At 37.9% G+C, this 14285-nt stretch carries 16 protein-coding genes; 14 read left to right on the top strand and 2 right to left on the bottom strand.

Annotation, left to right across the window (positions count from 1 at the left end):
- Positions 1–53: 53 nt before the first annotated feature.
- The 8 genes from def (at position 54) to QNJ52_RS00885 (ending at position 8827) form a co-directional block, all read left to right on the top strand.
- The gene (gene def, locus QNJ52_RS00920; RefSeq protein WP_099483207.1) at positions 54–536 is read left to right on the top strand and encodes a peptide deformylase; all 483 of its coding nucleotides are present in this window, start codon (positions 54–56) and stop codon (positions 534–536) included.
- Positions 529–1461, top strand: coding sequence for a methionyl-tRNA formyltransferase (gene fmt, locus QNJ52_RS00915; RefSeq protein WP_283721628.1), 933 nt, complete (start codon positions 529–531; stop codon positions 1459–1461). The genes def and fmt overlap by 8 nt, the downstream gene beginning before the upstream one ends.
- A complete protein-coding gene (gene rsmB / locus QNJ52_RS00910; RefSeq protein ID WP_283721627.1) occupies positions 1451–2755 on the top strand; it encodes a 16S rRNA (cytosine(967)-C(5))-methyltransferase RsmB in 1305 nt (434 codons plus the stop codon). Before fmt ends, rsmB begins: the two co-directional genes overlap by 11 nt.
- Positions 2755–3846, top strand: coding sequence for a dual-specificity RNA methyltransferase RlmN (gene rlmN, locus QNJ52_RS00905; protein WP_012656707.1), 1092 nt, complete (start codon positions 2755–2757; stop codon positions 3844–3846). The genes rsmB and rlmN overlap by 1 nt, the downstream gene beginning before the upstream one ends.
- Before the next feature lie 4 nt (positions 3847–3850).
- A complete protein-coding gene (locus QNJ52_RS00900; protein WP_283721626.1) occupies positions 3851–4588 on the top strand; it encodes a Stp1/IreP family PP2C-type Ser/Thr phosphatase in 738 nt (245 codons plus the stop codon).
- A gap of 1 nt (position 4589) precedes the next feature.
- Complete coding sequence (pknB, locus tag QNJ52_RS00895) at positions 4590–6560, top strand: Stk1 family PASTA domain-containing Ser/Thr kinase (protein ID WP_219494582.1); 1971 nt, start codon at positions 4590–4592, stop codon at positions 6558–6560.
- A gap of 71 nt (positions 6561–6631) precedes the next feature.
- Complete coding sequence (locus QNJ52_RS00890; RefSeq protein ID WP_219494584.1) at positions 6632–7501, top strand: S41 family peptidase; 870 nt, start codon at positions 6632–6634, stop codon at positions 7499–7501.
- Positions 7502–7549: 48 nt separating this feature from the next.
- On the top strand, positions 7550–8827 hold the full coding sequence (locus QNJ52_RS00885; protein ID WP_219494586.1) for a cytochrome P450: 1278 nt from the start codon (positions 7550–7552) through the stop codon (positions 8825–8827).
- Positions 8828–8855: 28 nt separating this feature from the next.
- Here QNJ52_RS00885 and QNJ52_RS00880 read toward each other — a convergent pair whose 3' ends face one another.
- Positions 8856–9155, bottom strand: coding sequence for a rhodanese-like domain-containing protein (locus QNJ52_RS00880; RefSeq protein WP_099483199.1), 300 nt, complete (start codon positions 9153–9155; stop codon positions 8856–8858).
- A gap of 69 nt (positions 9156–9224) precedes the next feature.
- Between QNJ52_RS00880 and QNJ52_RS00875 the strand changes: the two genes are divergently transcribed.
- The 4 genes from QNJ52_RS00875 (at position 9225) to QNJ52_RS00860 (ending at position 11758) form a co-directional block, all read left to right on the top strand.
- Positions 9225–9518 carry a hypothetical protein gene (locus tag QNJ52_RS00875; protein ID WP_219494587.1) on the top strand — a complete coding sequence of 98 codons (294 nt, stop codon included), beginning with the start codon at positions 9225–9227 and terminating at the stop codon, positions 9516–9518.
- Positions 9519–9597: 79 nt separating this feature from the next.
- Complete coding sequence (gene rsgA / locus QNJ52_RS00870; RefSeq protein ID WP_219494590.1) at positions 9598–10473, top strand: ribosome small subunit-dependent GTPase A; 876 nt, start codon at positions 9598–9600, stop codon at positions 10471–10473.
- Complete coding sequence (gene rpe / locus QNJ52_RS00865; RefSeq protein WP_219494591.1) at positions 10473–11123, top strand: ribulose-phosphate 3-epimerase; 651 nt, start codon at positions 10473–10475, stop codon at positions 11121–11123. Before rsgA ends, rpe begins: the two co-directional genes overlap by 1 nt.
- Positions 11120–11758, top strand: a complete 639-nt coding sequence (locus QNJ52_RS00860; protein WP_219494593.1) for a thiamine diphosphokinase — start codon at positions 11120–11122, stop codon at positions 11756–11758. The genes rpe and QNJ52_RS00860 overlap by 4 nt, the downstream gene beginning before the upstream one ends.
- Before the next feature lie 46 nt (positions 11759–11804).
- Here QNJ52_RS00860 and rpmB read toward each other — a convergent pair whose 3' ends face one another.
- On the bottom strand, positions 11805–11993 hold the full coding sequence (gene rpmB, locus QNJ52_RS00855) for a 50S ribosomal protein L28 (protein ID WP_219494595.1): 189 nt from the start codon (positions 11991–11993) through the stop codon (positions 11805–11807).
- Between the two features lie 253 nt (positions 11994–12246).
- Here rpmB and QNJ52_RS00850 point away from each other — a divergent pair, with 253 nt between their 5' ends.
- A complete protein-coding gene (locus tag QNJ52_RS00850; RefSeq protein WP_219494596.1) occupies positions 12247–12621 on the top strand; it encodes an Asp23/Gls24 family envelope stress response protein in 375 nt (124 codons plus the stop codon).
- A gap of 10 nt (positions 12622–12631) precedes the next feature.
- Entirely contained in the window at positions 12632–14281 is a 1650-nt protein-coding gene (locus QNJ52_RS00845) for a DAK2 domain-containing protein (protein ID WP_241427510.1), read from the top strand.
- Positions 14282–14285 lie beyond the last annotated feature (4 nt).

The following is a 14285-nucleotide window of genomic DNA, read 5'->3' as shown; positions in this document are numbered from 1 at the left end:
ACAGTGCGTTTTCATGTAAAATAGAATGATTGAAGATATAAAGGAGAAGTTACGTGATTAAACAATTAATAGAAGAACAAAACCCATTGTTACATCGTGAAGTTAAGGATGTTACGCAGTTTGATGCAAGTCTAAAGGCATTGATCAAAGATTTAGAAGATACATTATTCCATCATGATGGCGTTGGGATTGCTGCACCTCAGATCGGTGTTGATTTAAAGGTTGCTTTAGTGGATATGGAAGCTGATGGTATATTGCAACTTGTGAATCCGAAGATTGTTTCTTATTCAGAAGAGACAGAAAGCGATGTAGAAGGTTGTCTTTCAATTCCTGGTGTATTCGGTCTTGTCGATCGTTCGATTGAGATTGTCATTGAAGCAAACGATTTAGATGGTAATAAGATTGAAATGACTGCGTATGATGATATTGCGCGTATTATTCAGCATGAAGTAGATCACTTATACGGTGAATTGTTCACAGAAAAGATGACGAAACAGTTAACTGAGGAAGAATTGGAGGAGATGTACGGTGAGTAATATTATTTTTATGGGTACGCCTAACTTTTCAGCACCAATTTTAAAGGCATTGCATGAAGCGCATGGTGTCAGTCTCGTCATAACACAGCCGGATAAGCCTGTTGGTCGTAAGCGTGTTTTAACACCGCCTCCTGTTAAAGCTATGGCAGAAAGTTTAGGGATTGAAGTATATCAGCCCGAATCGATGAAAAGTGATGAAGCGTTCGAGAAAGTGCGTGCGCTTAGTCCTGATTTAATCGTTACAGCTGCTTTTGGTCAGATTTTACCGGAGCGTGTTCTTGATATTCCACGTCTAGGTTGTATTAATGTACATGCATCGTTACTTCCGAAGTACCGTGGTGGTGCACCGATTCATAAAGCGATTATTAATGGTGAGAAGTATTCGGGTGTGACGATCATGTATATGGTTAAACGTTTAGATGCAGGCGATATGATCGACAGCGTCAAAGTGCCGATTGAAATCGATGATACAGTCGGAACACTTCACGACAAGTTAAGCGATGCAGGAACGCAGCTATTACTTGAAGTAATGCCTAGCGTACTGGATGGCACGAATAGTCGTACATCCCAGAATGATAGTGAAGCGACATTTGCCTCTAACGTCAGTCGTGAAGAAGAATTTGTTACATTTGACCGCAGTGCACTTGAAGTGCATAACCATATTCGCGGGCTAAGTCCATGGCCTGTTGCATTTGCGAACTTTGATGGTAAGGTTATGAAGCTGTGGGCTTCAGAAATTGCTGAGGGCAGTGGTGTACCTGGAGAAATTATTCAGGCAGACAAGTCTGGTATAGTTATTGCGACGAATGATAGAGCAGTGCGTATTACATCATTACAGCCTGCTGGTAAGAAACGCATGGATGCTGCAAGTTTTGTTGCAGGTGCGAAGTCACAACTTGTTGGGATGAAGTTTAATGAAGCATAATGTGAGAAGTGTCGCACTTGAAATACTGGATGAAGTTTTAACAGAAGGTGCATATAGTAATCTACTGATTAATGAAGCAATAAAAAAAGGTTATGTTGAACCTGTTGACCGTGCGCTCTTAACGGAACTTGTATATGGCACGCTGCAGCGTAAACTGACGTTAGAATTTTATGCGGCGCCGTATATTAAGACGAATATTAAAGGGTGGATGAGAAGACTTATACTTATGAGTATTTATCAGTCTGTCTATTTAGATAAAGTGCCGGATCATGCCATCATCAATGAAGCGGTGGAGATAACGAAGCGCCGAGGCTCAGTGGGTGGTGCGAATACGGTAAATGCAATTTTGAGAAACTTTCAGCGTAATCCGTTACGTGATTTAAATGAAATAAAGGATGACCTAAAGCGTTTAAGTGTTGCAACAAGTACACCACTTTGGCTGATAAAGCACTGGAATACACACTTTGGATTTGACACAACGCGTGAGATGGCGGAAGAATTTCTAAATTATCCGGATACGACAGTTCGTGTGAACACGACGAAGATTACGCCAGAAGATGCAATAAAACGTCTGACTGAAGCGGGTTACACTGTTAAACAATCAGAAATTCTACCTGAATGTTTAACAATCGATGGACCGCCTATCGTGCAGCATGAATTATTTAAACATGGTTTCTTAAGTGTTCAGGATGCTTCAAGTATGCTTGTTGCGAATGTGCTGGATCCACAACCGGATGAAACAATACTTGATGCATGTAGCGCACCAGGTGGTAAAGCTTGTCATATTGCAGAGAAGATGAACAGAACAGGACATATTGATAGTCACGACGTTCATCCACATAAGATAGATCTAATCCAGTATAATATCACACGACTATCACTGCGTAATATTCATCCGAGCGTGCACGATGCAACAGTTCCGTTTGATAAACAGTATGATCGTGTATTAGTGGATGCACCGTGCTCGGGCTTTGGTGTAATGAAACGTAAACCAGAGATAAAGTATGAGAAGACACAGAAGGATATCGATACGCTTTGGCCACTGCAGCTTGAAATATTGAAAAATGCGGCTAACGCAGTGAAACCTGGTGGTGTTCTCGTATATTCCACTTGTACGATCGAACAGATGGAAAATGAAAACGTTGTGTATTCATTTATCAAACAAAATGAAGACTTTGAAATAGAAGCGATTGAACTGCCGGTTATCGGTAAGCGAAAATTATTGCAGGTGTTGCCGCAAGACTTTAATTCTGACGGCTTCTTCATTGCAAAACTAAGAAGGAAGTGTAAATAATGGCATTATTAGAAAAGAAAAATAAAAAGTTCATGCCGAACTTTGATAAACCCTCAATTTATTCATTACAACTCGGAGAATTAAAAGAATGGCTGGCAACGCATGGTCAGCAAAGTTTTAGAGCGAAACAGATTTACGACTGGTTATACGTAAAACGTGTTAACTCATTTGAAGAGATGTCAAATTTATCGAAAGAACTGCGTAAAGTGTTAGAGGATAACTTTACGATGACAACGTTAAAAACTGTTGTTAAGCAGGAAAGTAAAGATGGGACAATTAAATTTCTATTTGAATTACAGGATGGATATACGATTGAAACAGTGTTAATGCGTCATGATTATGGCAATTCAGTGTGTGTGACAACGCAAGTAGGCTGCCGTATCGGTTGTACGTTCTGTGCATCAACTCTAGGTGGTTTGAAACGAAATCTAGAAGCTGGCGAAATTGTTGCACAAGTACTAAATGTTCAAAAAGCATTAGACGAAGTAGAGGAACGAGTAAGCCATGTCGTTATTATGGGTATTGGTGAACCATTTGAAAACTATGAAGAGATGATGGATTTCTTAAAGGTTATTAATCATGATGATGGTCTTAATATCGGTGCGCGACATATTACAGTATCTACATCAGGCATCATCCCACGTATCTATGACTTTGCTGATGAAGAACTGCAGATCAACTTTGCACTTAGTTTACATGGACCAAATAACGATATTAGAAGTCGCTTAATGCCGATTAACCGCGCTTATGATCTAGAGAAGTTAATGGAGTCAATAGAATACTATGTCAATAAAACAGGACGCCGTATTACTTTTGAATATGGATTATTCGGTGGTGTGAACGATCAGGTTCATCACGCTAAAGAATTAGCCCAGCTGATTAAACACCTAAACTGCCATGTCAATTTGATCCCTGTAAATCATGTGCCTGAACGTGACTATGTTCGTACTCCGAAAGAAGATATCTTTAAGTTTGAAAAAGAATTAAAACGCAATGGAATCAATGCTACAATTAGACGTGAACATGGCTCTGATATTGACGCAGCTTGTGGTCAGTTAAGAGCGAAAGAGAGACAAGAAGAAACGAGGTAGAGATATGCATGCACGCTTTTTTACCGATATCGGTCCAGTAAGAGCAAGAAATGAAGACGCAGGTGGCGTTTATTATAATCATACAGGCCAGATGTTAATGGTGATTTGCGATGGTATGGGCGGACATAATGCAGGAAATGTTGCCAGTGCATTGGTCAACGATATGCTTAAATCACGTTTTGAAGAAGAAAATTTCATAGAGTTTGAATATGCAGAAAGCTGGCTTAGAAATAACATCGCTGAAATTAATCGTGAGCTCTATAAACAATCTCATTTGAATGACGATAACCAGGGTATGGGGACGACACTTGTCTGCGCATTGCTTTACGATAATCATGTGGTCATCGCGAATGTCGGAGATTCAAGAGCCTATCTTATAAATGAACGAGAGCTTAGACAAGCGACCAGTGACCATACGTTTGTCAACCATCTTCTTTTGGCTGGGGGTCTGACGAAGGAAGAGGCGAAACATCATCCTCAACGTAATGTAATTACAAAAGTTATGGGGAGTGATAAACATTTGCATCCTGATGTATTTGTATATGATTTTAATAGATATAATTATATTATGTTAACTTCTGATGGATTGACAGATTATGTTGAAGAAACACAGATACATGACATATTTAAATCTATTAATCTAATCGAAGATATCGGTAATCAGCTGATTGAGACTGCTATAAACAGCGCTGCTAAAGACAATATTTCGATTGTGATCGCTTCTTTAAAAGGGGGCATGTAACATGCTCGGTACGATCGTTAGTGAACGTTATAAGCTTCTAAAGTATATTGGCGGAGGCGGCATGAGTAGCGTGTATCTTGCTCAAGACATTATCCTGAATCAGAGGGTTGCGGTTAAGATAATTAATATTCCTCACGTTGATGTTGAACGTGCTGTTCAAAGATTTCAGAGGGAAGTTCAAAACGCTACGACATTGTCTCATCCAAATATTGTTAAAGTGCTTGATGTAGATGAAGATGAGCGACACTATTATTTAGTCATGGAATACGTAGAAGGTCCAACCCTCCATGAATATATACAGCAGCATGGCCCATTATCACCTGAAGAAGCTGTATTTTTTACTAAACAGATTTTGAGAGGGATTGAACATGCTCATTCATACCGTATTGTGCATCGTGATATTAAACCGCAAAATATATTGATGACAGACAATAAAGAGCTTAAGATTTCCGATTTTGGGATCGCACGTGCACTGAGTGAGACAGCGATGACTCAGACAAATCATATTATGGGGAGCGTCCATTATCTCTCTCCAGAACAAGCAAAAGGAATCAGGACCGATGAGTCAAGCGATATCTACTCCATAGGTATCGTGCTATTTGAAATGCTTACTGGGCATCCCCCCTTTGAAGGGGAGTCCGCAGTTGGTATCGCGATTAAACATATCCAGGAGACGATTCCTTCGATTCGTGAGGAAAATAGCGCTATACCCCAAAGCCTTGAAAATGTAGTCAATAAAGCAACGATGAAAGATAAGCTCAGAAGGTATCGAACGACTCAGGAGATGTATGAAGACGTAACAACTGCGCTTGATGCTAGCAGAACTAAAGAAGATAAAGTAGCAGAGATAGACGATAAGACAAAGATGATTCCTGTTGTTAAAGACAGTAGGACTGAGACCCCATCCGTTAAGGAAAGTTCGATTCATAAGGAGCAATACGTTGAGAAACCAGCAAATAAAAAGCGGTGGCTTTTATGGCTTGTTCCATTGATCCTTATGTTTACCTTAAGTACCGTTGTATATGCGGCTCTATTCAAAGTATATAAAGTAACGGTCCCTGAACTAAATGGAAAATCTTTAACACAGGCAACTCAAATTTTAGACGATAATAATTTGAGAAAAGGCGAGGTCAGCTACACGTTTACAAATGAAGACGAAAAAAATCAAGTTGTTGATACAAAGCCACTTGCCGGTAATAAGATAGATGCACATTCGAAAGTAGATTTAAAAATCTCAAAAGGGGCTAAAACTTTCACTATTGGTGACTACGTCGGGGAAAATATTAAAGATGTAAAGAAAGAACTGGAAAAACAGCAGCTTAAGCGCATTAAACTGAAAGAAACCTTTGACATGGCTTCCTCCGGAGAGATTCTGAAACAAAGTGTAACTGCTGGTACTAAAGTTATTCCTGAGGATACAGAGATAGTTCTGACAGTTTCTAAAGGTACAGAACAAGTATATGTTCCTGATTTTACGGGGCAGTCCTACGATATTGCAAAAAAGGAACTAGAAGCGCTCGGTTTTATTGTCAATGTGGCGCAAAGTACAACTTCTGAATCGATACCAAAGGGCAGAATTATTTCTCAGGATATACGTAATATAAATTATCAATACGGCTCAATCATCAATTTCGTTATATCTAAAGGTAAGGAAAGTTCTTCCGAGGACAAGGCATCATCAGAAAAACCAAAAGAAAAGAACGATACGAGCGCTTCCAATTATGACAAATCATATTTTGGAACATTTACGATTCCATACCGAGGAGAAGGTTCTAAGCAGAAAGTTGAAATCTTTATTCAGGATAAAGATAATGACATAGATAAAGTGTATGAATCATATAAGACGACAGAGAGCACGACAAAGAATTTTAATCTCACAATAGGTAAGGATAAAGAGGGAATCATCCTCGTAAAAGTTGATGGTAAGACGTATATGAATGAACACATCAATTATAATGAACTCGGTAATTAACTGGATGCAGGTGCATCCAGTTTTTTTCTTTTGCTTTTCAATGTATAATAACTATAAAAGGGGGAGTGTCTATGAAATATCATCATATTTTTAAAGCTGTATCAGAAAAAATTAGTGAGGTATTACATATACATGATGAAGCAACGAAAGAGCTCTATACGACGATTGTGAAGCAGCTAGCTCCTGGTAACGATTTTACCTTCGCTGAAATTATGAAAGAATATCTTGCAGAATATCAGCAGAAAAGTTTTAAGTTTTATCAACATCAACGTCATAGCGGATTCGTAGTAAATAGAATAGACGAGGGACTTGAAGTGATTGAAGTGAATGAGGATACACGATTTGTAACCGGGGATATTATTACACATTTAAGCGGTGATGCTGTTGATGTATTGAGTGACCGTTACCGCAAGCAGCTCTTTCATGATACGTTCCATAAACAAGAATGGGCACCCCTAATCATGAAGCAGCACGATGCAGAGATAAGGAGAGGAAGTGAGCATTATCACTTCACATTAAATAGCTATGCGTTACCTGAACCTCAAGTTCTTATCCGAGATACATATCAGCAGATTACTATCTATGCACCGGATCAACTTGTGAATATTCAAGAAACTATCATTAAAGATACTCCAATTATACTAGACTTAAGATACACAAAGGGGATACAGCAACTATATGATATCCAGCCGGAAATCATATTGATCAGCAGACATACTGAAGGAAGTGCTGAAGCCTTTGCCTCTAACAGTGATGCATTAAAAGTAGGTGAAGAGACTTTTGGTGCATTAAGTGAGTATGAAACACTTGAATTAGGACCATATACTTTTGAATATGGTATAACCGGTGAAAGAACAGCATATCCGGATGTAGAAATTGATAATGAAGCTGCACAAGATAAGATTTTAGAATATGCAGTGAATCATGTTAGAAACATCTAATTAAGGGTAGAGTTTACTATTGATTACATAAATATGGAGGGTATAACAATGAGTAAAAGAATTCCTAAAGATAGAGGTATTGATAATTCATTCAAGATTATGAAAGAAGGCTATGAATACGTTCCCGCACGTATGAAGAAATTCAATACGAATATTTTCGAAACGCATGTTTTAGGAGGTAAAGCTGCTGTTGTTATCAGCGGTAAAGACGCAGCTGAATTATTTTATGATAACGATAAGACAGAACGTAAAGGTACATTACCTAAACGTGTTGTAAAGACGTTGTTCGGTAAAGGTGCAATACATACTACAGCGGGTAAGACGCATATTGATCGTAAGGCGTTATTTATGTCTCTTATGACCGATGAAAACTTAGCCTACTTAAGAAAGCTTACGCGTATTTACTGGTTCCAGAACATTGAGCATATGCAATATAAACAAAAAGTAAATGTCTATGAAGAAGCAACTGAACTGCTTACTAAAGTTGGACTACGCTGGGCAGGTATTGCTGATAACCCTGATAATATCAAAAAGATGGCAGATGACATGAATAAGATGATTGATTCATTCAGTGCGATTGGTTCATTATATGGCGGCTATCGTGAAGCGAAAAAAGCACGTGCACGTGTCGAGCAATTTCTGGAGGATCAAATTAGAGCTGTGCGTAAAGGAAAGATTCATCCGGAAAAAGGAACTGCCTTATATGAATTTAGTCACTGGGAAGATATGAACGGTAAACCAATGGACGCAAGACTTTGCGCGGTTGACTTGATGAATGTCATACGTCCGCTTGTCGCAATCAATAAGTTTGTGAGCTTTGGTGTGCTAGCGTTGCACGAGTTTCCTGGAGAACGTGTTCGTGTTGCATTAAACGAAGAGGATTATGCATATAAATTCGTGCAGGAAGTAAGAAGATATTATCCGTTCGTTCCATTCCTGCCAGGTAAAGCGAAAGAAAATATTACATTTGATGGTTACAAGATTAAAAAAGATACGATGATGCTCCTGGATATCTATGGTACATTACATCGAGACGATTTATTCAGTGAACCTGAAAGATTTAATCCTTACCGCTTTGAGAACTGGGACGGAAGCCCATTTGATCTGATCCCTCAAGGCGGAGGAGATTATTACACAAATCACCGCTGTGCAGGTGAATGGATGACGATCATCATTATGGAGGAAACAATGAAATTCTTTGCAAATGAAATCTCTTATGATGTACCACCTCAAGACTTTACAGTGGATACGACAAAGTTTCCTGGTAAAGTGGCTTCTGGAATGGATATTGAAAATATAAGGGTGAATATCGACCGTACAAAATAAAATGACTGAGGCGCACGCCTCAGTCATTTTATTTTGTGATTTCACCTTGCCAGTCATCCATCCCTTGGTCGACTACTGTAATGTTTAAATTCTCATTATCGAGATATTCAGCAGCCTGAAGCGCACGTCCTCCACGCTTACAGATGATGATGTATTCATCTTCATCATTAAATGAATCGACTGAAGCAGGAATTGTATCCAGTGGGATATTCTTTGCACCTTTAATATGCCCTTCATTATATTCTTCTGGTGTTCTTACATCAATAATATGTGCTTCTGTACCAATCTGTAACGCATCTTGTAACGCATCTATTGTAATATGTTTCATATTATTTTCCTCCTTTTTTGTTTATCATACACTGTTTAGGCTAAAATTAAAAATATAACAAAAGAGGTGATGAAGATAATATTATTTACGAATCCATTGGACAGGGTGCAGGAATTTATTGCAGATAAAGAAGCACAGTTACATCATATGATTGATATGCTCACGACGATGATTCTATTAGGTTTTGGATCTATTCTGGTTATTTTAGGATTTACTTTATATTTGCTTTACAAAATATACAGACAGACGAGTAAGCATTATGTCGATCGAATTAAAGCTGAGGTTGAAAAAGAGCTCATTCAAAAGTATAACCTTGAGCTTAAAGAGGAATATAAATCATACTTACAAAAAAGAGTTGACTGACCACTTCGAATTCTAGAAGTGGTTTTATATATATTCACAGCTAAGAGAATGTTATAATTTAAGTGAATATTAAGAAGAGGTGATATGTATTAAAGGTCAGATTATAAAAGCATTAAGTGGTTTCTATTATGTAAAAAGTGAGGCGAAAATATATCAGTGCCGTGCGAGAGGTAATTTTAGAAAACGCGGTATTTCTCCGTTAGTAGGTGATTTTGTAGAATTTCAAGTTGAAAATGAGACGGACGGCTATATCTTGTCTATTGATGAAAGGAACAACAGTATGGTACGTCCACCTGTAGCAAACATTGATCGCGTAATCGTGGTTCTAAGTGCAAAAGAACCTGAATTCAGCTTGAATTTACTGGACAAGTTTCTCGTTAAAGTCGAATCTTATGGCATTGAACCTGTAATTCTTGTGACAAAGAAAGACCTGATTAATAAAGAAGAGGCATTATTTATTGAACGTGCACTAAACCAGTATGAATCTATCGGATATGAAACTTATTTTGTGACCAATTTGAATGAACAGTCTTATGACGCACTCGTTCAAGGAATCACTGTGCTGGCAGGCCAATCAGGTGTGGGTAAGTCTTCGTTTATCAATAGCCTCATTCCTGATGCTAATTTAAATACCGGTGTCATCAGTAACGCTTTAAATCGTGGTAAACATACGACAAGGCATGTCGAACTAATACCACTACAAAATGGTTATATTGCAGATACACCAGGGTTTAGTTCTCTTGAACTTGATAACATTGATAAGTATGAACTTAAAAATATGTTCCCGGATTTTGTTAAGCTTTCGCCTCAATGTAAGTTTAGAGAATGCCTGCATCTTAATGAACCGAAATGCGCGATAAAGACAGCGCTGGCAACAGGTGAAATACTGCAATCAAGGTATGATCATTATTTACAGATGATGTCTGAAATTGAGAATAGAAAGGTGAGATATTAATGAAAGTAGCTCCAAGCTTGTTGTCCTGTAATTTTCTTGAATTGAAAGAGGAAATAGCTGACCTCCATGCAGCAGGTGCAGATTACCTTCATTTTGATGTGATGGATGGCCAATTTGTTCCGAACATTTCTTTTGCTTTTCCAGTATTACAGCAAATTAGAAGTATAACAGATCTGACGATTGATACACATTTGATGATACAAGATCCGGAACGGTATATTCAAGCATTTGCTGATGCAGGCAGTGATATTATCACTGTGCATGTAGAATCTACGAAGCATATTCATAGAGCGTTGCAGATGATTCGAAATGCTGGCAAGAAATCAGGGATTACACTTAATCCAGGAACGCCGGTCGAATCGATTATCCCGGTTCTTGATATGGTTGATCTTGTTCTCGTTATGACAGTTAATCCAGGTTTCGGTGGTCAGTCATTTATCAAGAGTAGTGTTGATAAGATTCGTTCCTTAAATGAATATCGAAATAAGCATGGACTTTCATATGAAATAGAAGTTGATGGCGGTGTCAATGAAGATACAGCACTTTTATGTAAAGCAGCCGGTGCTGATGTGCTTGTAGCAGGTTCTTATTTCTTTAAGCATGATGATTATAAAGTACCAGTAAAGATATTGAAAGGAGAAGTAGGATGAATCTTCATATATTATGTACGCAGCTGGAAGTAGATGAATCGATATTTGAGATGTATGGAAGTGATGACTGGATAGGTGTGGATTATGGTGCGTTGATGCTGATTGATCATAACATTCGACCAATCGCAGCATTTGGAGATTTCGATTCTATTGATGAGACAGAGAAATTACGTATAGAGTCTGTTATCGATATCGACCTTCTTCCTGCTGAAAAGAATGAAACAGACCTTGAAGTTGCAATGCAGTATGCGAAAGACTTAGAATACAACAAAGTATTTATTCATGGTGCGACGGGCGGAAGACTCGATCATTTTCTTGGAAACCTGCAGACATTATTGCATCCAGAAATATTATTGTCGGCAAGCGAATTTCATATCGTTAATGCGTATAATACGATTCAGGTACTTACTGCAGGCACACACATTATTGAACATGAACCTGATAAAAAGTATATATCCTTTATTCCGGTGAATGACGGAGTAACTTTGACACTTGAAGGATTTAAATATGATGCTGATCGCCTGGAAGTGAATCTTGGAATTACAAGAACGATTTCAAATGAATTTGTTGAGCGTCGTGCGCAAGTTACGGTAGAACAAGGGATGGTTTATTGTATACAAAGTACAGAGCAATAAAAAAAGACCTTTCACACAAAGGTCTTTTTTGTATCTATATATTCAATTAAACGCGAGTCACTTTACCTGATTTTAATGCACGAGCTGAAACCCATACACGTTTAGGCTTACCATCTACTAAGATGCGGACTTTTTGTAAGTTAGCTCCGAAGCGACGTTTGCTGTAGTTCATTGCGTGAGAACGATTGTTACCTGTTACGGCTTTACGACCTGTAACATGACATACTTTAGCCATTGTTTTTGCCTCCTTTAATAGAATATAGAGATACACTTATCTTTTACATACCATAATAATTTAACATAATTCAATATGTAATGCAATAAATTTTTGTTTATCAGTTGTAACAATAGAGTAAAAATTACAGTAGTTACTTAAGATAATATTATATATAATATTATTTTTACCTTTAAACAATAGATTTCTTGTAATTATGAATATTTATTGATTATAATAATATGACGAGTGTATAAACAAGGGAGGCAATGAAATGACATTAGAAATAGCAAATGAATTTGGTTCAATCGATATCTCTAGCGATGTTATCGCAACGATTGCAGGTGGAGCGGCAGTTGAATGTTATGGTATCATCGGTATGGCAAGTAAACATCAGGTTAGAGATGGTATTGCAGATATTTTAGGGCGTGACAACTATTCTAAAGGTGTTATCGTAACAAATAATAACGGTACTTTAGATGTTGATATGTATATTATTGTTGCATATGGCACAAAAATTTCTGAAATTGCAAGTAATGTACAATCGACAGTTAAATACACTTTAGAACAAACTTTAAACTTAACGGTTAATTCAGTAAACATATACATTCAAGGTGTACGTGTCATCAAACTGGATGATGAAGAATAGGGAGGATTTCATAATGAAAACAATTGACGGCAAGCTATTTGCTGAAATGATCATCACAGGAGCAAATAACTTATCTCAAAATGCAGACTATGTAGATTCACTGAACGTCTTTCCGGTACCAGATGGTGATACTGGAACGAATATGAATCTTTCGATGAGTTCAGGTGCGAAAGAAACTGAGGAGAATATTGAAGCACATATTGGAAACGTTGGAATTGCATTCTCAAAAGGTTTATTAATGGGAGCACGTGGGAATTCGGGCGTTATTCTATCACAGCTATTCAGAGGGTTTTCTAAGTATATCGAAGCGGAGAGTGCGATAGACGCCCAAAAATTTGCTAAAGCATTTCAAGCAGGTGTAAAAACAGCTTATAAGGCAGTAATGAAACCCGTTGAAGGTACCATTCTTACAGTTGCCCGTGAAGCTGGAGAAGCTGCTATGAAGGCTAGTGAATCAACGGATGACTGTATCGTAATTATGGAAGCGCTCGTTAAAGCTGGGAACGAATCATTAAAGCGTACACCAGACCTACTTCCAGTATTAAAAGAAGTTGGGGTAGTAGATAGCGGCGGTCAGGGTTTGATGTATGTCTATGAAGGATTCCTTGCTGTTTTAAAGGGTGAAACAATTGCAGCACCTGTTAAGCGAGATATTAATGACGACTTTATTAATGATGATCATGACTTCGGTGATGTGGTTAAAACTGAAGACATCGTGCCAGGATTCTGTACTGAATTTATGGTTCGATTTAAAGATGGAATGAAACCATTTAATGAAGATGATTTCAGAGAAGATATGTCTAAGTTTGGTGACTCGCTCCTTGTGATTTCTGATGAAGAAATCGTTAAAACGCATGTTCACTCAGAAACACCTGGGGAAGCATTAACATATGGTAGTCAATATGGAGAGATTATCAAGATTAAGATAGAGAATATGCGTGAACAGCATCGCGAAGTGTTACGTAAGCGTGGTATTAAGGAAACTAAAAACGAGATTGAGAAAGTAGAAAAAGCGTTGATCACAATTTCTATGGGTGAGGGTATTACTGAGTTATTCAGGTCGATTGGTGCAACGCATGTTATTAGCGGTGGACAGACGATGAATCCATCTACTGAAGATATTGTAAAGATTATTGAAGCAAGTGGATGTAAAGAAGCGGTCGTTCTACCGAATAATAAGAACATAATTATGGCTGCAGAACAAGCAGCTCAAGTTGTGGATATTCCTGTAGCAGTAGTGCCGTCTAAGACAATACCACAAGGGTTAGGTGCGATGCTTGCATACAATCCGGAAGCATCTAGTGATGACAATAAGGCATTAATGACAGAAGCGATGCAGCATGTGAAGTCAGGTTCCGTTACATATGCTGTCAGAGATACGACTATTGATGGTGTTAATATTGAGAAAGATGCATTTATGGGTATTAATGAGAGTAAGATTACGGTATCGGATAAAGATCAGAACAAAGTATGTATTGAATTATTGAAATCAATGATTGATGAAGATGCAGAAATTGTTACGATCATTAAAGGAATCGATGCTGCAGATGAAAATGTTGCTACCATTGAAAATTTCTTAAGTGAAAATTATGAAGATATTGAAATTGAAATACAAGATGGAAAACAGCCTATATATAGCTTTATGTTTTCTGTAGAATAAGTTA

The organism is Macrococcus sp. S115 (assembly GCF_030067655.1).
GTDB classification, from domain to species: domain Bacteria; phylum Bacillota; class Bacilli; order Staphylococcales; family Staphylococcaceae; genus Macrococcoides; species Macrococcoides psychrotolerans.
This window is presented reverse-complemented; position numbering and strand designations above follow the sequence as displayed.

Bases quoted from the DNA above. Each gene is read 5' to 3' on its own strand.
- rsmB (WP_283721627.1), top strand. From the start codon at position 1,451: ATGAAGCATAATGTGAGAAGTGTCGCACTTGAAATACTGGATGAAGTT.
- rlmN (WP_012656707.1), top strand. From the start codon at position 2,755: ATGGCATTATTAGAAAAGAAAAATAAAAAGTTCATGCCGAACTTTGAT.
- QNJ52_RS00900 (WP_283721626.1), top strand. From the start codon at position 3,851: ATGCATGCACGCTTTTTTACCGATATCGGTCCAGTAAGAGCAAGAAAT.
- pknB (WP_219494582.1), top strand. From the start codon at position 4,590: ATGCTCGGTACGATCGTTAGTGAACGTTATAAGCTTCTAAAGTATATT.
- QNJ52_RS00890 (WP_219494584.1), top strand. From the start codon at position 6,632: ATGAAATATCATCATATTTTTAAAGCTGTATCAGAAAAAATTAGTGAG.
- QNJ52_RS00885 (WP_219494586.1), top strand. From the start codon at position 7,550: ATGAGTAAAAGAATTCCTAAAGATAGAGGTATTGATAATTCATTCAAG.
- QNJ52_RS00880 (WP_099483199.1), bottom strand. From the start codon at position 9,155: ATGAAACATATTACAATAGATGCGTTACAAGATGCGTTACAGATTGGT.
- QNJ52_RS00875 (WP_219494587.1), top strand. From the start codon at position 9,225: ATGAAGATAATATTATTTACGAATCCATTGGACAGGGTGCAGGAATTT.
- rpe (WP_219494591.1), top strand. From the start codon at position 10,473: ATGAAAGTAGCTCCAAGCTTGTTGTCCTGTAATTTTCTTGAATTGAAA.
- QNJ52_RS00860 (WP_219494593.1), top strand. From the start codon at position 11,120: ATGAATCTTCATATATTATGTACGCAGCTGGAAGTAGATGAATCGATA.
- rpmB (WP_219494595.1), bottom strand. From the start codon at position 11,993: ATGGCTAAAGTATGTCATGTTACAGGTCGTAAAGCCGTAACAGGTAAC.
- QNJ52_RS00850 (WP_219494596.1), top strand. From the start codon at position 12,247: ATGACATTAGAAATAGCAAATGAATTTGGTTCAATCGATATCTCTAGC.